We start from the raw sequence: 21,961 nt of genomic DNA on the forward strand, positions 1-21,961 counted from the left end.
TGTGATATACTACTACTATACAAAACCGAAACGTTTCGGTTAAGATCTTGACTCTAAACTTTGGTGCAGGTTAAGAAAAATAAGAGATTTTTTGTAGTAAAACCGAAACGTTTCGGATATGCAGAGCTATTATTTTAAGAGAGGAGTGAGAACATATCATTTGTAATCCTGTTTTAGGGGAGACGTAAGAATGTGGGGAAATTTGAAGTTTTGGTATAGGTTGGACCTGAAAAATGTGAAAGGAACGGATTAATTATGAAAAGGATCATTAAAAAAGGAATTGCGTTTATTGCAGCGGGAGCTATTACGTTAACAGCGGCGCTTCCTGCAATGAGTATTAAAGCCGAGGACACTACAGGAAGAGAAGCGGCAACACAATTTATGGATTGCTTTTTACCCATGCCCATTGTAGAAGAATTATCAAACGATTGCTGGGGAGCCACTGCGGTGGGGCCGCGAGATCAGGGGAATGGGCTGGAAGACAGAGACTTGTCGGACTATTCTTATTGGGACGGCGGAATAATTAAAGATGACGATTCCGGAAAGTATTATATGTTTGCCAGCAGATGGGATAATGAAAGTGGGCATAACGGTTGGATGCATTCCGATGCCATCTATGCCACCAGTGATAACTTTTATGGTCCATATACGGATCAGGGAAAATTATGGCCGGATGATGCTGACGGATCCGGACACAATGTCTTCCCATTTAAGTTAAGTGAAAGTGATCCTCTGTATGGGGAGTATAAATACGCGGTTGTTACAAGCGATGCTTTCAAAAACAGCGATAAGGTAAATGGCGCAATCCATGTGTCCAAAAGCCTGGATGGTCCATGGATATCTCTTGGCATCATGCAGGGCAAAGATGGGGCAGATTTGTACAAGTCTAACATCTGCATTATTGTGAGACCTGACGGAAAATATGAGACAATTAACCGGAATGGAGATATCTGGACGGCTGATACGATTGAAGGACCATGGGCCGTTGAGTCAAACGGCCTGTGGTGGAATGTGGAAGGAATGCCTACAAGTAATGTGGAAGATCCGGTTATGTGGTATTCTGACGGTCTGTATCACTGTATTGCTAATAAGTGGGATGCCCGTCAGGCTTATTATCTGACATCTGAAGACGGACTGACTAACTGGGTGCGGCATTCAGGAATAGCGTACACACCGACACAGACATTTTTAAGTTATGAGGATGGAACAGAAAATAACTGGACCAAATTGGAAAGGCCCAATGTATATATTGAGGACGGACAGTTAAAAGCTTTCTTATTTGCGGTAATCGATGTACAGAAAGAAGAGGATCACGGCGGTGACGACCATGGGAGCAAGGTTATTATTGTACCGTTTGACGGAGAAAAATTAAAAGAGTTCGCAAAGACGGATGTATATGTTGATCCCTTAAAAAACAGGGCAGGAATTACTCCGATAGCTGACAGTACGGTTCAGTCATGGGGAAATGAAAATGGAAAGAATTATGGTGGTGAAACATTCCTCCAACTCCAGAAAAATAACAGCCAGGGAATATTTGGAGAAGGGACAAGACCTGACAGCGGTTATGACTGCAAAATTTCGTTTATAAAATATGACATTTCCGAGTTCGAAGAGGGAAGTATAGACAGTGCTGTTTTATCTCTGGTCTTCGAGGGATCATATGGTGCAAAGACGGATGAAGACAGTATACAGGCCGTATTAGCAGATTCAGAATGGACAGAAGGAATCGGAATAGAGAATGTAAACGGCAATCAGGCTGATGAAGGCACACTGATATGGGGAAATCAGCCGACATTACACTATGATCCGGAGGATATGGAGAATACAGTTGCTGCTTCAGCAGCATTTGCAACAGATGTTTCTCCTGTTGAAGTAAAACTGGATGTGACTAAATTAGTAAAACAGTTCAGAGAGAGTAATCCAGATGAAAATATAATTACTATCGCGCTTTGTGATACAGAGGGGAACAGACTCCATATTGGAAGCCGGGAAGGCGGAGAAACGCGGGTACCTAAACTGAGCATTCATACCTCAGTATCTGAAATAAACGTTACAGGTGTTACGGTAACACCGGACAAGCTGGAGCTTGAAGTGGATGGCCAGCAGCAGATTTCGGCCGAGGTTGCACCGGCCGATGCTGCTAACAAAAATGTTACATGGACACCAAAGGACAGCAGTATAGCAGAAGTTGATAACACGGGAATGGTGACGGCAAAGTCAGCAGGGACTACTATGATTACGGCTAAAACAGAAGATGGCGGTTTTGAGGCTTCCTGTGAGGTTACGGTAACTGAAAAGGCACCGGAGGAGATTGCGGTGACGGGTATTACGATTGATCCTGCGGAACTTACATTAAATACAGGTGAATCCGGAAAGCTGACGGCTTCTGCGGCACCAGAAAACGCTGCTAATAAAAATGTAACATGGGTATCTGAAGACAGCAGTATAGCAGAAGTGGATGCGAACGGCAACGTGACGGCAAAAGCGGCAGGCGTTACAACAGTTACAGTAAAGACGGAGGATGGTAATTATACAGCAGGCTGCAAGATCACTGTAAAAGCAAAAAATGCGGGAAATAATAACAACAATAACAGTAATAACAACAGCAATAACAACAATACAGTGAACGGTGATAAAAATAAACCGGCTTCTAATAACGGAACTACAGTTAGTACGGTAAAAACAGGCGATACCACCAGCATCATGTTCACTATAGTTTTACTGGCTGGTGCAGCAGCAGTCAGCATTGGCTGTGTAGTGATTAGAAAAAAAGGTAAGAGCAGAAGGTAAGACGGATCAGTGCTAAAACATTGAGAAAGCCTAAAAAAGTGCGCAAATTGGAGAAATCTATTTGCGCACTTTATTTTAAACCATAATAAGGAACCTGCTGTTCAAAGCTGCCGCTTTCCCGTCCTTTCCCGTCCTCCACAATTTTCCCGCCCCAACCCTCTTCCCCTGGGGAGGAACTTGTTGTATACTAATTTTAAGTATGTCAACGTAAAATATGCTCATACGGGAGGAAAAAGCAGTGTACAAAGTTTTACTGGTAGATGACGAAATCCTTGTGCGCGAGGCGATCGGTGCAAAGATTGAATGGGAACAGCTGGGGTTTGAGCTGGTTGGGGATTGTGAGAACGGCAAGGCTGCGATTGAGTTTTTAAAAGAGACACAGGTTGATGTGGTGCTTACAGATATCTGTATGCCCTATATCGACGGTATGGGGCTGAGTAAGTATATTTACGAGAATCTGCCTCAGACTACGACAATTATTTTCAGCGGATACAGTGATTTTGAATATGCCAAGCAGGCAATCCAGTATAAGGTTGCCGAGTATATACTGAAGCCGGTTACTGCAAAGGAATTGTCTGAAGTGCTGAGTCGGATCAGGGAGAAGCTGGACAGCGAGAGACAGCAGGAACAGAAGATGGATGAACTGACGAAGGTTTATCAGAGTTATACGAAGAATGAGGCCCTGATCATATCCAGGGCGCTTTCACGACTGATCAGGGGAACCCAGGACGTGGAGACAAGCCTTCGGGAACTGGAAGAGTTTGGCATTACAATTAAAGGGGCGTCTTACCGGGTAGCGGCAGTGGACATTGATGTATACTCGGATTTATACGAAATTGACGATGAGCTGAAGAAAGAGAGCGCGCTGATGTCTTTTGTTGTGGAGAATATCAGCAATGAAATTGTGAACAACCATAATGCAGGACTGGCATACCGGGATTCCGACAACAGGGTATGTATCCTTTTTCTTACAAATAAACCAAAAGAATTTGCAAACGAAGTGAATATCATTTGCCGGGAGATTAAAGATACTGTTTATGATGCGATGAAACTGAGTGTTTCCATGGGCATAGGGGTTTATGTCACGTCACTGGGGGAACTTTCCAAATCTTACGATTCTGCCACGGGTATCCTGAAGTTCCGCTATACCCAGGGCAGCGGTATGCTATTTGACTGTGAACAGGTTCCGCCGGCCGGCAATCCGATGGAGCTGGAACAGGATTTTAAAGATATTGCTGCAGCAGTCAAAGCAAAGGATGAAGCGATTCTTTATGAAGTTCTGGATCATGTTGAGAGTTGGATGAAATCCGGGTATGTCAGCAGAAACAAGGCGGTGGCTTACCTTCACCAGGTACTTCGCATCATCTCTTTGACGGTGCAGGAGACGGTTGAGGATTTTTCGCTGAAAGATTCGGACATATCCGGTATTACTGATGCAAGGAATCTGGAAAAGGCCATGAAGCTGATCCGGGAATATGCGGCCAGAGGGATGGAGGCAGTAAGTGCTGTCGGGCAGACAAGCGCAGAGCGCCTGGCAGTTCTGGCGATGGACTATATCAAAGAAAATTACAGCAATCAGGATCTGGGGCTGAATGACATCTGTGAGTATCTGAACATCAGCACCAGCCGGTTCAGCAGCATTTTCAAGGAGGCCACGGGGAAGACGTTCACCGAAGTTCTCACCGGAGTCCGCATGGACCGGGCAAAGCAGCTTCTGCGTCAGACAAGCCTGAAGAATTATGAGATTGCAGAGAAAGTGGGGTTCAGCGATCCTCACTATTTCAGCATTGCATTTAAGAAAATGACAGGAAAAACTCCGAAGGAGTATGCCAGGGAGAGCTAGTACATGAAGAAAGAACGTGAATCCAGGACGGTATTTGGCAGATTTAAAAGTATCCAGAGCACAATTATGGTTTCCTTTTCCGTGCTGATGGTGATTGCAGTGCTGATCTTCCTGTTTATTGCATTGAATTTTACAAAAAATACAATCTATGAAAATTCAATCAATTATACTTCCCAGATTATTAAACAGGTGAATTATGATATAGATTCCTATATGGATTATATGCTGAATATATCTTCGATTGTTGCAGCAAGCAGTGACGTATCTAATTATCTGTATAATACGCAGCAGTCGGAAGAGGAGATGACAGCGGAAAAAGAACGTATTTTGACCCAGTTTAAAACAATACGGAACAGCCGGAACGATATATATAATATCGCGGTGGTGGCGGACAACGGGCGCTATATTTTAAACGAGGACGAGGATGAGTTTACAGAATATATCGACATCCGCGAGCAGAGCTGGTATCAGGCGGCACTGACGACGAAGAAGGTGATCGCCATTTCTTCTTCCCATGTACAGAATGCCATAAAGAGCAGCTACAAATGGGTCATTACCTTGAGCAGGCCCCTGAAAAACTATCAGACAGGAGAAAGCGGAGGAGTATTTTTTGTAGACCTCAACTACAATGCCATCAGTTCTCTGTGCAGCAATAATAATATTGGCAGCAGCGGATATATCTTTATTCTGGACGAGGAGGGGAACATTATTTATCATCCGAAGCAGCAGCTGATGTATGGCGGACTGAAGACGGAGAATATAGACGAGATCATGTCCAGCACGGAGGACCATTTTCAGTCCAGGGAAGGGGATAAGCTCTATACCATTTCAAAATCAGACGTGACAGGCTGGACGGTTGTGGGTGCTGCCTACACATCGGAGCTTTTGAAAAATAATAAGCAGGCGCAGATGCTTTATCTGCTGGTCGCAGGTGTGCTTCTGCTGGGGGTTATTGTGATATCCAGCATTATCTCCAGGGAGATTACAAAACCGATTCGCCAGCTCAGGGATTCCATGAGCATGGTAGAGGCAGGCCAGTTTGACAAAGCGAATGTACCGGTCACGGCGGCAAATGAGGTCGGAAGCCTGAGCAAATCCTTTAACGTTATGACAGAGCGCATTCATACACTGATGGAGCAGAATGTATACGAACAGAAGCAGAAACGCAAGAATGAGCTGAAAGCGCTGCAGGCACAGATTAATCCTCATTTCCTTTATAATACGCTGGACTCAATTATCTGGATGTCGGAGGCGGGGAGGAATGACGAGGTTGTGCTCATGACGTCTGCGCTGGCCCGTCTGCTTCGGCAAAGTATCAGTAATGACAAGGAACAGGTTACGATTTCGGAGGAGATTGAGTATGTGCGCAGTTACCTGACGATCCAGAAGATGAGGTATAAAGACAAGCTGGAATATTCCATTGATGTCTCTCCGGACATTCATAATGTCATGATTATTAAGTTCGCGCTGCAGCCTATTGTAGAGAATGCCATCTATCATGGGCTGAAGTATAAAGACACGAAGGGAAATCTAAGCATCAGAGGATATGCGCGGGGCAGAAAAGCGTACATTACGATCGCGGATGACGGTGTAGGAATGGAAGAAGAAGCTCTGGAGCACATTTTTGATGAGACCAGAAAAGAACACAAATCAAATGGTGTGGGCGTGCCCAATGTGCAGAAGCGGCTGAAACTTTATTATGGGCCGGAATATGGAATTTCTTATATCAGCAGGAAGGAGGTTGGAACAGTGGCTACCGTTACGGTGCCGCTGGAGGGAAGAGCAGATGATGAAGAAATACACAAGTAAAAGAATTATAACAGGCATGTTTTTATGCTGTATTCTCACTGCGCTTTTCCTGGTCATTTTCAGCCTGCTGAATATGCAGGATCAGGATCAGAAAGTGTATAAGATTATTTTAATTCCAAAAACGATTGATGAGAAGAATGGATTCTGGACCTCCCTGATTGCAGGAGCGGAGCTGGGGGCGGAAGAGTTCAAATCAGATATTGAGATTGTAGGCGGTAAGTCCGAAACCGATGTGGAGGGACAGATCAAGTGCATCAAAGAAAGCATTGAAAAGATGCCGGATGCCATGCTGGTGGCACCGTGCAGCTATTCAGAGATGTCAAAGGCACTTCAGGACGTTGTGGACAGCGGGATCAAACTGATACTGATTGATTCCGTCATAGATCGGGACATTGCCCAGGGAGTCGTTGCAACGGACAATTATCTGGCAGGCCGGGAACTTGGAGAATTTACCCGCGGACTGCTGTCAGAAAATTCTCAGATTGGTATTGTGGCCCATGTAAAGGGAGCTTCCACTGCCATAGAGCGGGAAAACGGCATGAGAGAAGGCCTGGGCGATTATGAGAAACAGGTTATGGATGTTGTTTTCTGCGGTTCATCCTATGAAAAAGCATACTCACTGACTGTGGATATGCTGAATAAATATCCGGAGATGGGTGTTATCATGGGAACAAATGAGTATGCGGCGGTAGGGGCGGCGAGAGCGGTGAAGGACCTGGGGCTTGCGGGCAGGGTCAAAGTAGTCGGTTTTGATAACTCTATTGAGGAGATTCAGCTGCTGGAAGAAGGTGTATTTCAGGGGATTATCATACAAAAGCCATTTAACATCGGATATCTGGGTGTTGAGCAGGCAGTGAATGTCCTGAACGGGAAAAAGGCTGATAAAAATGTGGATTCTGGATGCAAGATGATTACAAAAGAAAACATGTACGAAGAGGAGAATCAGAGGCTGCTTTATCCATTTACAGGACAGCAGTAGAGTATGTGGATAAGTCTGCAGTAAGAGATAAATAACATAAAAACAATAAGAAAAAGGTTAAAAATTACGGTCGATATTTTTTAGACTGTAATTTTTTAACCTTTTTCAGTAAAATTTTCAATTTAATAAAAAGTTAATAAATATTATACTATGTGTAAATCTTGATTGTAAATGTTTGTTGACTCAGTTTTCTGTTTCTTTGGTGGAAACTTCCGGGTTAAGATAAGAGTACTGAAGAGCCTTCTGGGTTTCGGTAGTAACAACCATTAGAAGGATATTACCGTTTTCAAGATACCAGACATCTCCGTAGTTGGTCTGATTCTCTGAATCATAGCCGCTTTCGCCGTAGGTATCTTCCACATCCTGATGGATTTTATCGTATACGTCCTTCAGGGCCTTCTCTTCATCTGTACCGTAAGTCCAGGCGACACACATTAGTTTATCGTTGTCGTCGAACATGTATTTTACTGTTCCCTCCTGATCAAGATAGTTCTTGGCGAACTCGTAAGTGGTTCCGTTATATATGGATTCATAGGTTGTATAGTCATCGCCTTCCTCGGCGATCACATCATCAACAGAGTTCTCCCAGGTCATCTTTGTGAATGGACATTCGACAGCCGGCGGCTGCTTTTTACATCCTGTAAGAGTGGTTGCGGCAAGAACTAAAATCAGTGATACAGAAAAAAATGTACGTAAGTGTTTCATGTTAACCTCCTTTTTGTTGCTCATGCTGAGCGGCAAGATAATCGTATTATAATCATGTTTTTCCGGAATTGCAAGAGCGGTTTCAGGGGAATGGGATATATGGCAGAGTGTGACGGGGACAAAACAGATACGTACGAGACAGCATTTGAAACAGGATGAGAGAATGAATGCAGCATCTCTGAAAGCAGCAAGATTAAAGAAGTAGGAGGAAGAAAAGTGGAAAAGATTAAACAAAATCCTTTTGTGAAAAAGGTGGGGTTTAACAGAGTTGTGTTATGCTTTGTTTTGATTCTTCTGTACGGATTCTTCTGCGCAATGACGCAGGGAGAGTTTGCAGGAATCAGCCGAATTCTGAGTGCCCTTAACTATGCATATTTTCTTGGATTTTTATCATTGGGGGTTACCTTTGTAATTGCAACAGGAGGAATTGATTTCTCCATTGGGCCGGTTATGTTCTGCTGCGCACTCGTTTCCGGATTTAGCCTCATTACATATGGAGTTCCGATGCCGTTAGTTATGGTGATCAGTATTCTGGTAGGCCTTTGTTTCGGTATCTTTAACGGCTACCTGGTAGCATACTGGTCCGTACCGTCATTCATTACTTCCATGGCAAGTATGAACATTGCCAAGGGGCTTGCATCCGTATTCACAAAGACACAGTCCGTAAGCTGGCCGCAGTCTTCAGCTGAGGGCGGATGGTACAGATATCTGGTTAAGATGGGAGATATCCCGATCGGCCTGTTTATCTTCCTTGTAGTGGCAGTTGTCTGTGCAATTATATTGAATAAGACAAAGATGGGACGTTACATCTTATCACTGGGAAGCAATAAAGAAGCAGTTAGACTTTCCGGAGTTAACGTTAAGAAATGGGAAATGACAGCATACATAATCTGCGGAGTTCTGGTTGGGATCGGAGCACTCTTCTATGTATCTGCATACACAACAGTTCAGCCTGGATATGGCGATCAGTACAACAACGAAGCGATTGCAGGATGCGTAATGGGAGGAACTTCCATGGCAGGCGGGCTTGCTTCTATCAGCGGAACCGTAATCGGTGTATTTATCATCGCTCTGCTTCAGGAAGGGATTCTGGCTCTTGGCTTCTCAAAAGATTATCAGCTTATCATTACAGGTATTATTGTTATTGTTGCAGTATTTAGTGATGTTGTCGCAAGACGCAGAAAGAACTAATAATGATACATGGAAATCTGAGAGTGAAGAAATAGAAAGGCAAGGGTAAAAGAATGGGCGAAGTTATATTAACGATGAAAGATATTGATAAATCTTTCCCAGGTGTTCATGCGCTGGACCACGTAGACCTGGAAGTCAGAAAAGGTGAAGTCCTTGCGCTGATGGGAGAGAACGGTGCCGGTAAGTCTACACTGATGAAGGTGCTGACAGGTATCTATAAAAAAGATTCCGGTACAATTACATATGAAGGAAAAGAAGTAGAATTTGCGAATACAAAAGAAGCACAGGATGCCGGTATTGTTATTGTGCATCAGGAACTGAACATGCTGGGCCATCTGACGGTTGCGCAGAACATCTTCATTGGAAGAGAGTTCAAAAAGGGCATCCGCATCGATGACAAGAAGATGAATGATGAGGCAAGAAAGCTTTTTCAGAGATTAAACATTGACATTGATCCGCGAGAGACAATGAGCAGGCTTACAGTAGGGAAGCAGCAGATGTGTGAGATTGCAAAGGCAATTTCTCATGATGCGAAGGTGATTGTATTCGATGAGCCTTCGGCTGCACTGACCGAGACGGAGATTCAGGAACTGTTCAAGATCATCCGTGATCTGAGAGAAAAGAATATGGGTATTGTTTATATCTCACACCGTATGGATGAGATTAAAGTGATCACAGACAGAGTTACTGTCATGAGAGATGGTACATATGTAGGAACTCTGATCACAAAGGACAGTACAAAAGATGATATCATCAACATGATGGTGGGCCGTGTTATTTATGAAGATCCTAAGACCCAGAGCATGGTGCCGAAGGATGCTCCGGTAGTCCTGAAGGTAGAAAATCTGAATGCCGGCAAGATGGTACAGGATGTAAGTTTTGAACTGCATAAGGGTGAGATCCTTGGTTTCTCAGGACTGATGGGAGCAGGACGTACAGAGACGGCACGTGCGCTGTTCGGTGCGGACCCGATCGACAGCGGCAATATCTATATCAATGGCAGTAAAGTAACAATCAACAATCCGCAGGATGCCGTTAAGAATGGTATCGGTTATCTGTCAGAGGACAGAAAGAGATACGGAATCGTAGTACAGAAGACTGTTGCCGAGAATACAACGATGGCAACATTGGAAAACTACATGAGCGGTATCTTTATAGATAAGAAGAAAGAGAAAGAGGTTGCAGAGAAGTACGTAGAATCACTGGCAACCAAGACACCGGATGTAGATCAGCTTGTGGTGAACCTGTCAGGTGGTAATCAGCAGAAAGTCGTAATTGCAAAATGGCTGACAAGAGACTGTGATATCCTGATATTTGATGAGCCTACCAGAGGTATCGACGTTGGTGCCAAAAGCGAGATTTATAAGCTGATGAATAAGCTGGCAGCAGATGGAAAAGCCATTATAATGATTTCTTCTGAGATGACGGAAATATTACGAATGAGCGACAGAATCGTCGTAATGTGTGAAGGCAGGAAGACAGGTGAGCTGGATATTTCCGAGGCAACTCAGGAAAATATCATGAATCTGGCTACACGAGAGATAGAGTAGGGAGGAAAACAAAATGGCAAATAATACAACAAAAACGGCTGGCAGGAACAGGTCGGTAATTGACCGATTGGGAGGACAGAAATTCATCGTTCTTCTGGTTGTAATTGCTTTATTTATCTTCTTCTGCGCACTCAGCCCGAACTTTAGAAAGTATACTACTTTTCTAAGTATACTGGACTATTCATATTATATTACTTTGATGGCAATTGGTGTTGCATTCCCGCTGATGACTGCAGGTGTTGACCTTTCCATTGGTACAGGTCTTATATGCTACTCACTGGTAGGCGGGTACTTGATTACTTTCCAGGGCTGGCCGACATGGGCAGGTATCCTTGCAAGTATCGTATTCGGTATGGCAATCGGCGTGCTGAACGGATGTCTCGTGGCACTGATGGATTTGCCGCCGTTCCTGGCAACGCTTTGTACCTGTATGATTACACGGGGGCTTGGTTCCATTATCGTTGGAAGAGTCGGAATTTCGTGGCCGGCAGCAGGAACTGAGGGAGGATGGTTCAGAAGTATCTTCAAGATACAGATGAACGGTATGAACATTCCGATCGGTTTCCTTTGGATTATCATAATCGTGATTATCATGACGTTTGTCCTGAATCACACGAAGATCGGGCGCTACACACTGGCGATCGGAAGTAACAAAGAAGCTACCAGATTATCTGGAGTTAATGTAAAATTCTATCATATTTTTGCATATGTAATCTCAGGGTTCTTTGCAGGACTGGCAGCAATTTCTTATTCAGCTATTTTTGCTACGGTTCAGCCGGGAAGCGGTGCCGGATTTGAGCTGGAGGCAATCGGCGGAGCAATCATCGGCGGAGTATCCATGTCGGGCGGTGCAGGAAGTATCACCGGAACACTGGCAGGTGTATTCGTTATCTGTCTGCTGAAGACGGGGCTCCCGTTCATCGGGCTGGCTGCAAACTGGCAGCAGATTATTACTGGTCTTGTACTGATCGCGGCCGTACTTGTAGATATCCTGAAGAGGAAAAAAGATCAGGCATAATGAATGAAAGATCAGGCATAATGAATAAAAGATCCACAATGAAAGTTTAAACAGTAAACCTATGAACGATAGATAGCAGTCAGTGCCGGTACCGGTTGGGGACTGGAGACGGCAGGGGGCTGTTACTATAAAAAACTATTTTATGTCAGGAGGACAAAAATTATGAAAAAGAAAGTTTTGGCAGTGTTACTTAGTGGATGCATGGCAGCAGGACTGCTTGCAGGCTGTGGCGGCAAGAAAGAGGAAGCAAGCGACAAATCAGCAGACACAAAGACAGAGGATACAAAAGAAGGTTCTGATAAAGGTGGAGATTACAACTTCGAAGTTGTAGTTAAAAGCTTCCAGTCATCATACTGGCAGGCAGCTGTTCAGGGAATCAAACAGGCAGAGGAAGAACTGGGCGTTAAGACGAACACAACAGGACCGAACGCTGAGTCTGATATTGCTGACCAGGTAAACATGCTGAATAATGCTATCAACAAAAACCCGGATGGTATCGCTCTTGCAGCTTGTGACCAGAATTCAGTTCTGGACTCTCTGCAGTCAGCACTTGACAAAAAGATCCCTGTAGTTTGTTTCGATTCAGGTGTGCCGGACGCTCCGGAAGGATCTGTATACGCAACAGTTGTAACAAACAACGGCGCAGCAGGAGCTATCGCAGCTGATCATATTTATGAGACAGTAAAAGACAAGATTGCGAATGCAAAGAAACCGGTCAGAGTTGGAGAAGTTAACCAGGATGCAACATCTGCTAATATCACAGAGCGTGGACTTGGATTCATCAACAGATTCAAAGAGCTGGCTGAAAAAGACGGCAAGAAAGTTGCAGTTATAGGAAATGACTACTTTGTAGGTAAAGTAGAAAACAATGGCGATGAGAAATCAGCTGACGTTATCATCGAAGTTGCAGTGCCGGCTCAGACAACAGTTGAGCTGTGTGCTACAGAGGCTTCTAATATCATGAACAAAGACGATACAATCGCTATGTTCGGTTCCAACCAGGTATCCGCAGAGGGTGTTCTGACAGCAAACCAGAACCTGAGCGTATTAGGAAGCGATCCTGAGAAAAACATTATCGCAGCTGGATTCGATGCTGGTAAAACAATCAAAGCAGCTGTTAAAGATGGCACATTACTTGGCGCAGTTACACAGTCTCCACTGATGCAGGGTAAATTATCTATCGAAACACTGTACAAGATCTGCCAGGGTGAAACAGTTGAAGATATCGAGACAGATGGTTACTGGTATGATTCCACAAACATGGAAGAAGCTGACATCTCTCCAAACCTTTATGACTAATTCATAAGGTTACAGCAGAATAAACTGTAATAATTAAGGAGGAACCGGGGGGCCCCGGTTCCTTTTTATAAAAGCATCCCGAAAAAAGGAAATGGAGTAGATTTGGATCAGAAAGAAAGGGCGCAGGAGGAAATATATGCTTCAAGGTATAGAAACTGTCTTTGATAATAAGGAAAAGATGCTGAAACATCTGAAAAAAAAGTCCTACGAAGAAAATACAGAGATATTTCGTGAAAGGAACGGACACTATTTTCATGAAATGGCAGAATATGTTGGACAGGCAGATGACAAAGAAGCTGCTGCCAGGGAAATTGGGGAATGCCTGGTGAAGGCAGTAAATGATCACTTTTCTAATAAGAAGGGAAAGCCTGATTCACGCACACAGGTAGATTTGAATTTCTTTATGATCTACTACGTTTTTCCGTCAGTTTTGGGGCTGGCAGGGGATGACTCAGGTCTGATTGCAGAGGGAATCTGCCAGGTCTGGGGAAAGAGTTTTAAAGAGAGCAGCATTCAGTATACGGATTATGATACATTATATCAATCATTCCGAGAGAAGATTTTTGGGATTTTCTAAGCGGCCTGATGTGTCAGACAGAGGCGGGAGGCCTGTTTTAGTCAGTTTTCGGCATAAAGGTGTGGTATGTATAAAAGAGGTTGTGCGGACTTCAGAGGAATGTAGATAGAATAAGGAACGCCGATGCATTCGGCGTTCTTTTTATAGTGTGCCAGGCATGGCACTAATCTAGCTGGTGAAAGTCCAGTCACGGGTATTTACCGCAAAGTGTAGCGGAGCGCAAGTTGGTATCAGTAATGGTGTGGATGAAGGAAGCGCGCAGCAAAGTTCTTGAGCCTACGAACAGAAACTTGATAATATTCCCACAAACATTCAAGCCCCTTCCTAAAAAAGACCTAAGAAAAGCACCTGCCATTTTCTGATAGATGCCATGTGTTTGGTTGTATTCAACTGCATCAATCCTGCATAGAAGAAATTTTAACAAATTGTTAAATATTTAAGAAATTGTTAAATTATAATAGCTTTTATGTTAAGATAGAACCGAAATCATAGAATCGAAATTAATGTGAATGACATACAATTGGAGAAAAGATAACATGGAAAACAGGAAGCAGGAGATAAAGGCGAGGCGTAAGAAGCAGGTTCGCAGGCAAAAGCAAATATTAGCGGCACTGCTGCTTATGATCGTATTTATAGTATCAGCAGCTCTTAAACCAGAGACTAAGGAAATTGTTAATCATACTGTCCAGGCAAAAGAAAGTAAAGAAGTTAAGAATACTACCAAAACTATTACGAAAAAGCGGACCCTGGAACAGGTGAAAAAAGATGCTGAAGAGAAGGGGTATCCTGAGGATGTAATTGGGTTATTGGATAAAAATGAAGAAACAATAACATTTGTAGATAACTACGGGACGAAAAAAAATCAGGCATATGCGGATAATATAGAAAAAGATTTGACAGCAGGAGAGATTCCGCATCTGCTTCAATGGGATGAACGATGGGGATATGCTTCTTACGGCACAAGCATTCTCGCAGTCAGCGGATGCGGCCCGACCTGTATGGCGATGGTTGTGGCAGGGCTTACGCAGGATTCCTCTGTTACACCGGTGAAGCTGGCTCAATATTCGATGGAACACAACTATGTGGACGAGGCGAATGATACGTATTGGACATTTATGGAAACTGCGGGTGCGGAGTGGAACGTGAACTGTTATGGTGGAATGCTGGATGAAGAGCAGCTGAAGGCGGAGCTTGAAGCAGGACATCCGATTATCTGCAGTATGGGGCCGGGTGACTTCACCCAGAACGGTCATTTTATTGTTATGACAGGTTATCATGAGGGATATGTCAGGATAAATGATCCTTTTAGTATAACCAGAACGGAAAAAGAATGGGTGTTTGGAGAGATTGCAGATCAGATTAAAGCAATGTGGGTCTATTCGGTAAATTAATTTTGACAGAATATAGGTTTTCAGTTGTTACATAAGATTAGAATTAATGAAAGTGTAAATCCAGGCAGGCTTACACTTTCTTTTTTATGTTATAGAAAATTCCTCTGGGGGATGCACATGCCGCGATAAGGTATATAGCCGCAGGGCGGCATCGCGGCGGCGCCAAAGTGTGCAGGCCCCTCATGAGTGAGGGGATGAGTAGTTGAGGTGGGCTTGCCCACTTTGTTATGATACAGGTAATTACAGAGCGTATTTCTATATGAAAGAGGGTACAGCACAAGCAGTAGTAATGCTGCATTTTAGGGCTCGGCTTACATGCACTGCCTGTAAGCGAGCGGATTCATCTGCACTTGTTTTTTGAAGCACCGTATAAAGGTGTTGGCAGATTGAAAGCCAACCTGCTCTGCAATATCCGCAATTTTCATATCGGTGTTGATCAGCAGGTCTTTTGCCTTGTTAATCCGGAAGGTCAGGAGCGTCTCATGGATCGTCGTTCCTGTATTCGTCTTATAAAGCCTGGAGAGGTAGTTCACATTTAAATGCACATGTTCTGCGATATCATCGAGAGAAATCGCATTTTGGTAATTTTTTGTAATATAATTGTCTACTGCCTTCAGGGTATCTTTTGTGGATTCATCTATCCTTTTTTCAGAAGCATTACAATTTAACAGGATGTCAGTCAGAAGATCGGTAATAATCTTGTTCTGAATGAAACTGGAACGGATACCGGCTATAAAGGAAATGTTGATGTTGTGCTCAATACACGTACGGATATTGTCTGTGCTTTTAAAATGCAGTACGCGGAATTCCGGGGCGGAAATCATGGTATAGTAAGTTTCCGCCGCCCTGCCTGCAAAACGCAGATAATAAAGCTCCCATGTGTCATTTTTTGTCCGGTAAGAGTGCGGAATATCACAGTCTATGAGGACAACAGAGTTGGTATCCAGAGTATACGTCTTGTTATTAATATCCAAAACTCCACAGCCTTTGGCGGTTATATGGTTAAGAAAATGATCGAACAGCAGGAAAGACAGATGGCTGGTAAATAAGTAAAATTTCGTAACATTCTTCTTGTTTGTAGGTATGAATTTGGTATGGCTTTGCATAGAGGTGTTATATTTTTGTTAGATTAGGGTGCCAAAAGGGCGTATGTTTTATGGACAATGTGAAATTGCTCAATAAATCAACTTAAACAGCCATTTAAATACCTGTTTAAAAACAAATTTTAGTGCAATTTATACAATGAATTTCGGCGTAACACCCCACCCCCGAATCTTGTTAGTAAAAAATCTTCTTGCTACAACCCACAAAAATTCATATCTTACCAGATAAAATAACCGCACAGTCCGTGCACATCCGCCGCTCCCGCCCTGAGACTCCCGCCCTGAGACTCCCCCCGGAGAACGAGCTTTAACCTACTGCCCGGATGCGAGCAGCCTGGCGTGGAACGGGACGAGGGGCGGACGGAAGCATATATCTGTCTGAAGTACATAAAGCGAGCTTAGCAGCAGTTAGAGGGAATACACAGAATCAGCCGGAAAAAAGTTGCTTCCGAAGCAACTTTTTAAAACGCCTGAGCCGTCTACTCATCAGAGTAGGCGGTGAATGCGTTTGGTTCCGGCTGATTCTGTGTGTTCCCTCTTACTGCTGCTTAGCCAAGCGGCCAGTACTCCAGACAGATATATGCTTCCGTCTGCCCCTCGTCCCGTTCCGCGCCAGGCGTCCCCCTTCCCGCACGCGCCCCCACCCCTCGCTCCCCATCTGATCAGCACAGGTATTTTTTGGGAGTGGTCCCTTTATACTTTTTAAAGGTTTTTATAAAGTAACTCAGATCGTTAAACCCGGAATTATAAGCAACTTCAGTGATGGACTGGTCTGTGGTAAGAAGCTGGTAGCAGGCACGCTCTATGCGGTAGTAGTTGAGATAATCAACCGGTGTGCGGTGCGTCATCTCCTGGAAGAAACGGCAGAAATACTTGGGGGACATATTGACGCTGTCGGCCATCTCTTCCAGTGTAATCTGTGTATTATAGGAGGACTCCATGAATTCCAGGGCAGTCTTCAGCTGAACAATACGCCGGTGGTTTCTGGGAGGCTGTACAGGGATGGGGTTGTAATATTTTTCTGAGAATACAGCACCTGCCATCTGATACAAAGCACCGAGGACGGTTAGCTGGAATCCTTCCTTTCTGGAAGCCATGGCATCGAACATGGCCCAGACGATCTGGTGGATATCGTTACAGGATTCCGGATAAACATAGGTAAGTTCCACCTCGTGGTCGATGATCTTGCGGATAAGTTTGCGGCAGGGATCGTTTTTGTTCATGAGCATGTTCATATCAAAGACAATACATTCGTATGTACATTCTCCCGGGGTTCCCGCGTGCAGGGCGCCCGCCGGGACTATGATGGAAGAGCCGGCGGAAACCGCGAATTCCTGCTCGTCAATGGAGAGCAGGAAGGTTCCTTTTAATATACGGATGATTTCAAATTCTACATGCCAGTGGAGTGACATGATATACTGTGGATGTGCAGGGGTTATATGATGGTATTCGATCGGAAAGTCGACGGTACCCCGCTGCCAGCTTTCACGGTAGTTGATATATTGCATAATTCTCCCTTATGTGAATATTGTTATATTTTTTACCATTATAGCACAAGTATCTTTGGATAGACAATGATAGAATGTAACTAATGACAGATTAACGAATCTTTGAAAGGAGGAATGTGTGTGAGCAGTGATAAGAAGCAGGTTCTTGCATTTGACTTTGGGGCGTCCAGCGGACGTGCAATTCTGGCAACACTGGAAGACGGAAAGATACATATGGAAGAAGTTTACCGTTTTTCAAATGATCCCGTTATCATAGGCAAGACGATGTACTGGGACACATTAAGACAATTTTTTGAGATAAAACAGGGTATAATCAAGGCGAAGCAGAGAGGCGGCTTTGAGAGTATCGGAATTGATACCTGGGGGGTTGATTTTGGCCTTCTGGACGAGCATGGGGTGTTGCTTGAGAGTGCTGTGCATTATAGAGATGACAGGACACTCGGCATGCAGGATGAAGTGTTCAAGGCAATTCCAAAAGACGAACTGTATGATATGACAGGCAATCAGTTTGAAAACTTCAATACAGTATTCCAGCTTTATTCCTTAGTGGAGAAGAGGCCATGGATTCTGGAAAGAGCGGACAAGCTGTTACTCACTCCGGATCTCTTTAACTATTTCCTTACAGGGGAGAAAAAAGCGGAGTATACGATGGCAACAACCACACAGCTCATGGACGCAAGGAACAAGGTGTGGTCTGACAAGATCATGGATGCTCTTCGCATTCCGAAGGACATTTTCCCGGAGATTGTGCCAAGCGGTACGATTGTAGGAACATTGAGCGATGATATCTGCAGCGAACTTGGAATTCAGCCGGCAAAGGTAATCGCTGTTGCCAGCCATGATACACAGAGCGCCGTAGTAGCAGTACCTACACAGGAAGAAGATTTCATGTTCATCAGCTGCGGAACATGGAGCCTGTTTGGAACCGAGCTGAAAGCTCCGGTTATCGGGGAGAAATCCCTCGAATGTAATGTAAGCAATGAGGGTGGTTATGGTGATACAACCACACTGCTGAAGAATATTATCGGACTGTGGCTTGCTCAGGAGAGCAGGAGACAGTGGATTCGCGAAGGCCAGGAATACTCCTTTGGCGAACTGGAACAGATGGCTATGAAAGCAGAGCCGTTCCAGAGTTTTATTGATCCCGATGCACCGGAATTCGTACCGGCCGGCAATATTCCGGAACGTATCCGTGAGTTCTGCAGAAAGACAGGGCAGAAGGTGCCGGAATCTGTTGGCGAGATTATGTGCTGCATCAACCAGAGCCTTGCACTGAAATACAGATATGCTCTGGAACAGATTGAATCATGTATAGGCAAACACTATCCGACCATCCATATGATCGGCGGCGGTATCCAGAGCAAACTGCTCTGCCAGATGACTGCCGGAGCAAACGGACGCAAAGTGATTGCGGGACCGGTGGAAGCTACAGCGCTTGGTAATATAGCCGTACAGTTCATGTCTCTTGGTGAGATCAAAGATGTGAACGAGGCAAGGCAGATTATCGCAGATTCAGAAAAAACATATGAGTACATTCCGCAGGATGAAGAAAAGTGGAATGCAGCATATGAAAAATTTAAATCCATTATACAAGAATAAGGAGGAAACAAACTATGGCAAAATCAAGACTTATCGGGGACTATCCAGTAATCGGAATCAGACCTACTATCGACGGACGCAGAGGTGTATTGAAGGTACGTGAATCTCTGGAAGAGCAGACCATGAATATGGCTAAATCAGCTGCAAAACTGTTTACAGAGAATTTAAAGTATTCTAACGGCGAGCCTGTAAAAGTAGTAATCGCTGATACGACAATCGGACGTGTTGCAGAAGCAGCTGCTTGTGCAGATAAGTTTAAAAAAGAAGGCGTTGATATTACTGTGACAGTAACACCTTGCTGGTGCTACGGCGCAGAGACAATGGATATGGATCCGCAGACAATCAAGGCTGTATGGGGATTCAACGGAACAGAAAGACCAGGAGCTGTTTATCTTGCATCTGTACTCGCTACACATGCACAGAAAGGTCTTCCGGCATTCGGCATCTATGGACATGACGTTCAGGAAGCTGATGACATAGATATTCCGTGTGACGTAAAAGAAAAATTACTGAGATTCGGCCGTGCCGCTGTTGCTGCTGCAACAATGAGAGGCAAATCTTATCTGCAGATCGGTTCTATCTGTATGGGAATCGGCGGATCTATCATTGATCCTGCATTTATCGAGGAATACCTTGGAATGCGTGTTGAATCTGTTGATGAGGTGGAAATCATCCGCCGTATGACAGAAGGCATCTACGATGAAGCTGAATTCCAGAAAGCTCTTGCATGGACAAAAGAAAAATGTAAAGAAGGCTTTGATAAGAACCGCGAAGATCTTCAGAGAAAACCTGAAGAAAAGGATGCTGATTGGGAATTCGTAGTAAAAATGATGTGCATCATCAAAGACCTGATGAACGGAAACGAGAACCTGCCGGAAGGAAGAGAAGAAGAGATGGTTGGGCACAACGCTCTGGCAGCTGGATTCCAGGGACAGAGACAGTGGACAGACTTCTACCCGAACTGTGACTTCCCGGAGGCTATGCTGAATTCCTCCTTTGACTGGAACGGAGCAAGAGAGCCATACATCCTTGCAACAGAGAATGATGTACTGAACGGGCTTGGAATGCTGTTCAGCAAACTGCTTACAAACTCAGCACAGATTTTTGCTGATGTACGTACATACTGGAGCCCTGAGGCTGTTAAGAGAGCTACAGGCGGATATGAACTGGAAGGACACGCAAAAGAAGCAGGCGGATTTATCCATCTGATCAACTCAGGTGCAGCTTGCCTGGATGCAAACGGACAGTCTAAAGATGCTGATGGAAACGGATGCATGAAACCTTGGTATGATGTTACGGAAGAAGACCAGGAAGCAATGATGAATGCAACCACATGGAACTATGCGGACTTCGGATATTTCAGAGGCGGCGGATACTCATCCAGATTCGTAACAGAAGCTGAGATGCCTGTAACAATGATCCGTCTGAACCTTGTGAAGAACCTGGGACCAATGCTTCAGATTGCTGAAGGATGGACAGTAAAACTTCCGGACGAAGTAACAGACGTTCTGTGGAAGAGAACAGACTACACATGGCCATGTACATGGTTCGCACCAAGAACAACTGGAGAAGGAAACTTTGCAACTGCTTATGATGTAATGAACAACTGGGGTGCTAACCACGGTGCAATCAGCTACGGACATATCGGCGCTGACCTGATTACACTTTGCTCCATCCTGAGAATTCCGGTAGCTATGCACAACGTTCCTGAGGAGAAGATCTTCAGACCTGCTTCATGGAATGCATTCGGACAGGACAAAGAGGGCCAGGATTTCAGAGCTTGCCAGGCTTACGGCCCAATGTACAAATCAATCAGATAATTGCATTAAGCAATCATACCTTATACCCAAGGGCATACCGTAGCACATGCCCTGCAAAAAAACACCTAAAACCAATACCTAACAAACCAGACAAAGAGTGCCTGTGCCAACCAGGCGCTCTTTGTATTGGCATATATGGGAAAGGCAGTGCCTGGCCCACTAATAAACAGGAGGACATGAACAATGTTAAAAGGAATTCCACAGATTTTATCACCAGAGTTATTAAAAGTATTATGTGAGATGGGACACAGCGACAGACTGGTTATCTCTGACGGAAACTTCCCGGCAGAATCCATGGGAAAAGACGCAATCGTTATCCGCTGTGACGGACATGGGGTTCCGGAGATTCTGGATGCCATTCTTCAGGTGTTCCCTCTCGATACATATGTAGAGAAGCCGGTAAACCTGATGCAGGTAATGGATGGAGATGATGTAGAAACTCCGATCTGGGATACATATAAAGAGATCGTTGCAAAATACGATGAAAGAGGCGGGGACGCAGTGGGAAATATCGAGCGGTTTGCATTCTATGATGAGGCTAAGACTGCTTATGCTATTATCGCTACAAGCGAGAAGGCACTTTATGCAAATATTATGCTTCAAAAAGGGGTCGTTGTGGAGTAAAGCGGGGGTGGTCCGGGTATGGGGACGCCTCAGGAACCGGACATAGAGGCCGCTGGAAACGGGTTACGGCTGTAAGCAGGAGTAAAGTAAAAAAGAAGGAAAGCAGGGGCAGCCTGCCCACATCACGTGAAGTCTTGATGACTTCACGCGCTGGG

17 protein-coding genes are annotated in these 21,961 nt (G+C 44.5%); 14 read left to right on the forward strand and 3 right to left on the reverse strand.

Annotated elements, in window-relative coordinates; genetic code table 11:
* The first annotated feature begins 255 nt into the window (after window positions 1-255).
* The 4 genes from HMPREF0240_RS23490 to HMPREF0240_RS13205 all read left to right on the forward strand — a co-directional run bounded on the left by HMPREF0240_RS23490 (window position 256) and on the right by HMPREF0240_RS13205 (window position 7,421).
* Window positions 256-2,790 (forward strand): Ig-like domain-containing protein, encoded by a 2,535-nt coding sequence (locus tag HMPREF0240_RS23490; protein ID WP_009003912.1) that lies wholly within the window; start codon window positions 256-258, stop codon window positions 2,788-2,790.
* A 238-nt stretch (window positions 2,791-3,028) separates the two neighbouring features.
* On the forward strand, window positions 3,029-4,633 hold the full coding sequence (locus HMPREF0240_RS13195) for a response regulator (protein WP_035313389.1): 1,605 nt from the start codon (window positions 3,029-3,031) through the stop codon (window positions 4,631-4,633).
* Window positions 4,634-4,636: 3 nt separating this feature from the next.
* On the forward strand, window positions 4,637-6,442 hold the full coding sequence (locus HMPREF0240_RS13200) for a sensor histidine kinase (RefSeq protein WP_009003914.1): 1,806 nt from the start codon (window positions 4,637-4,639) through the stop codon (window positions 6,440-6,442).
* Window positions 6,420-7,421, forward strand: a complete 1,002-nt coding sequence (locus tag HMPREF0240_RS13205) for a substrate-binding domain-containing protein (protein WP_009003915.1) — start codon at window positions 6,420-6,422, stop codon at window positions 7,419-7,421. Before HMPREF0240_RS13200 ends, HMPREF0240_RS13205 begins: the two co-directional genes overlap by 23 nt.
* Before the next feature lie 183 nt (window positions 7,422-7,604).
* Here HMPREF0240_RS13205 and HMPREF0240_RS13210 read toward each other — a convergent pair whose 3' ends face one another.
* A complete protein-coding gene (locus HMPREF0240_RS13210) occupies window positions 7,605-8,126 on the reverse strand; it encodes a hypothetical protein (RefSeq protein WP_009003916.1) in 522 nt (173 codons plus the stop codon).
* 216 nt (window positions 8,127-8,342) lie between these two features.
* On the opposite strand from HMPREF0240_RS13210, the gene HMPREF0240_RS13215 reads away from it, so the two are divergent.
* From HMPREF0240_RS13215 to HMPREF0240_RS13240, 6 genes are all read left to right on the forward strand, one after another.
* Complete coding sequence (locus tag HMPREF0240_RS13215; protein WP_009003917.1) at window positions 8,343-9,317, forward strand: ABC transporter permease; 975 nt, start codon at window positions 8,343-8,345, stop codon at window positions 9,315-9,317.
* Window positions 9,318-9,370: 53 nt separating this feature from the next.
* Complete coding sequence (locus HMPREF0240_RS13220; RefSeq protein WP_009003918.1) at window positions 9,371-10,867, forward strand: sugar ABC transporter ATP-binding protein; 1,497 nt, start codon at window positions 9,371-9,373, stop codon at window positions 10,865-10,867.
* Window positions 10,868-10,880: 13 nt separating this feature from the next.
* Window positions 10,881-11,885, forward strand: a complete 1,005-nt coding sequence (locus HMPREF0240_RS13225) for an ABC transporter permease (protein ID WP_009003919.1) — start codon at window positions 10,881-10,883, stop codon at window positions 11,883-11,885.
* Between the two features lie 162 nt (window positions 11,886-12,047).
* Entirely contained in the window at window positions 12,048-13,184 is a 1,137-nt protein-coding gene (locus HMPREF0240_RS13230) for a substrate-binding domain-containing protein (RefSeq protein ID WP_009003920.1), read from the forward strand.
* A 136-nt stretch (window positions 13,185-13,320) separates the two neighbouring features.
* Window positions 13,321-13,761, forward strand: a complete 441-nt coding sequence (locus HMPREF0240_RS13235; RefSeq protein WP_009003921.1) for a hypothetical protein — start codon at window positions 13,321-13,323, stop codon at window positions 13,759-13,761.
* 536 nt (window positions 13,762-14,297) lie between these two features.
* Entirely contained in the window at window positions 14,298-15,152 is an 855-nt protein-coding gene (locus tag HMPREF0240_RS13240) for a C39 family peptidase (RefSeq protein WP_035313398.1), read from the forward strand.
* A gap of 311 nt (window positions 15,153-15,463) precedes the next feature.
* On the opposite strand, the gene HMPREF0240_RS25040 is transcribed toward HMPREF0240_RS13240, so the two are convergent.
* The gene (locus tag HMPREF0240_RS25040) at window positions 15,464-16,120 is read right to left on the reverse strand and encodes an AraC family transcriptional regulator (RefSeq protein ID WP_278245601.1); all 657 of its coding nucleotides are present in this window, start codon (window positions 16,118-16,120) and stop codon (window positions 15,464-15,466) included.
* On the opposite strand from HMPREF0240_RS25040, the gene HMPREF0240_RS25210 reads away from it, so the two are divergent.
* The gene (locus HMPREF0240_RS25210; RefSeq protein ID WP_278245599.1) at window positions 16,055-16,201 is read left to right on the forward strand and encodes a small, acid-soluble spore protein, alpha/beta type; all 147 of its coding nucleotides are present in this window, start codon (window positions 16,055-16,057) and stop codon (window positions 16,199-16,201) included. The two genes, HMPREF0240_RS25040 and HMPREF0240_RS25210, sit on opposite strands and share 66 nt — an antisense overlap.
* Window positions 16,202-16,917: 716 nt before the next feature.
* On the opposite strand, the gene HMPREF0240_RS13250 is transcribed toward HMPREF0240_RS25210, so the two are convergent.
* The gene (locus HMPREF0240_RS13250) at window positions 16,918-17,763 is read right to left on the reverse strand and encodes an AraC family transcriptional regulator (protein ID WP_009003924.1); all 846 of its coding nucleotides are present in this window, start codon (window positions 17,761-17,763) and stop codon (window positions 16,918-16,920) included.
* Window positions 17,764-17,877: 114 nt separating this feature from the next.
* Here HMPREF0240_RS13250 and HMPREF0240_RS13255 point away from each other — a divergent pair, with 114 nt between their 5' ends.
* The 3 genes from HMPREF0240_RS13255 to HMPREF0240_RS13265 all read left to right on the forward strand — a co-directional run bounded on the left by HMPREF0240_RS13255 (window position 17,878) and on the right by HMPREF0240_RS13265 (window position 21,806).
* A complete protein-coding gene (locus HMPREF0240_RS13255) occupies window positions 17,878-19,362 on the forward strand; it encodes a rhamnulokinase family protein (protein WP_035313400.1) in 1,485 nt (494 codons plus the stop codon).
* Between the two features lie 14 nt (window positions 19,363-19,376).
* Window positions 19,377-21,182 carry an L-fucose isomerase gene (locus HMPREF0240_RS13260; protein ID WP_009003926.1) on the forward strand — a complete coding sequence of 602 codons (1,806 nt, stop codon included), beginning with the start codon at window positions 19,377-19,379 and terminating at the stop codon, window positions 21,180-21,182.
* 183 nt (window positions 21,183-21,365) lie between these two features.
* On the forward strand, window positions 21,366-21,806 hold the full coding sequence (locus tag HMPREF0240_RS13265) for an RbsD/FucU domain-containing protein (RefSeq protein ID WP_009003927.1): 441 nt from the start codon (window positions 21,366-21,368) through the stop codon (window positions 21,804-21,806).
* Window positions 21,807-21,961: the final 155 nt, after the last annotated feature.

Source organism: Clostridium sp. D5 (assembly GCF_000190355.1).
Lineage (GTDB): Bacteria > Bacillota > Clostridia > Lachnospirales > Lachnospiraceae > Faecalicatena > Faecalicatena fissicatena_A.

Excerpts from the sequence above, each read along its gene's own strand:
- HMPREF0240_RS23490 (WP_009003912.1), top strand. The coding sequence starts at position 256 with ATGAAAAGGATCATTAAAAAAGGAATTGCGTTTATTGCAGCGGGAGCT.
- HMPREF0240_RS13200 (WP_009003914.1), top strand. The coding sequence starts at position 4,637 with ATGAAGAAAGAACGTGAATCCAGGACGGTATTTGGCAGATTTAAAAGT.
- HMPREF0240_RS13205 (WP_009003915.1), top strand. The coding sequence starts at position 6,420 with ATGATGAAGAAATACACAAGTAAAAGAATTATAACAGGCATGTTTTTA.
- HMPREF0240_RS13210 (WP_009003916.1), bottom strand. The coding sequence starts at position 8,126 with ATGAAACACTTACGTACATTTTTTTCTGTATCACTGATTTTAGTTCTT.
- HMPREF0240_RS13220 (WP_009003918.1), top strand. The coding sequence starts at position 9,371 with ATGGGCGAAGTTATATTAACGATGAAAGATATTGATAAATCTTTCCCA.
- HMPREF0240_RS13225 (WP_009003919.1), top strand. The coding sequence starts at position 10,881 with ATGGCAAATAATACAACAAAAACGGCTGGCAGGAACAGGTCGGTAATT.
- HMPREF0240_RS13230 (WP_009003920.1), top strand. The coding sequence starts at position 12,048 with ATGAAAAAGAAAGTTTTGGCAGTGTTACTTAGTGGATGCATGGCAGCA.
- HMPREF0240_RS13235 (WP_009003921.1), top strand. The coding sequence starts at position 13,321 with ATGCTTCAAGGTATAGAAACTGTCTTTGATAATAAGGAAAAGATGCTG.
- HMPREF0240_RS13240 (WP_035313398.1), top strand. The coding sequence starts at position 14,298 with ATGGAAAACAGGAAGCAGGAGATAAAGGCGAGGCGTAAGAAGCAGGTT.
- HMPREF0240_RS13250 (WP_009003924.1), bottom strand. The coding sequence starts at position 17,763 with ATGCAATATATCAACTACCGTGAAAGCTGGCAGCGGGGTACCGTCGAC.
- HMPREF0240_RS13255 (WP_035313400.1), top strand. The coding sequence starts at position 17,878 with ATGTGTGTGAGCAGTGATAAGAAGCAGGTTCTTGCATTTGACTTTGGG.
- HMPREF0240_RS13260 (WP_009003926.1), top strand. The coding sequence starts at position 19,377 with ATGGCAAAATCAAGACTTATCGGGGACTATCCAGTAATCGGAATCAGA.
- HMPREF0240_RS13265 (WP_009003927.1), top strand. The coding sequence starts at position 21,366 with ATGTTAAAAGGAATTCCACAGATTTTATCACCAGAGTTATTAAAAGTA.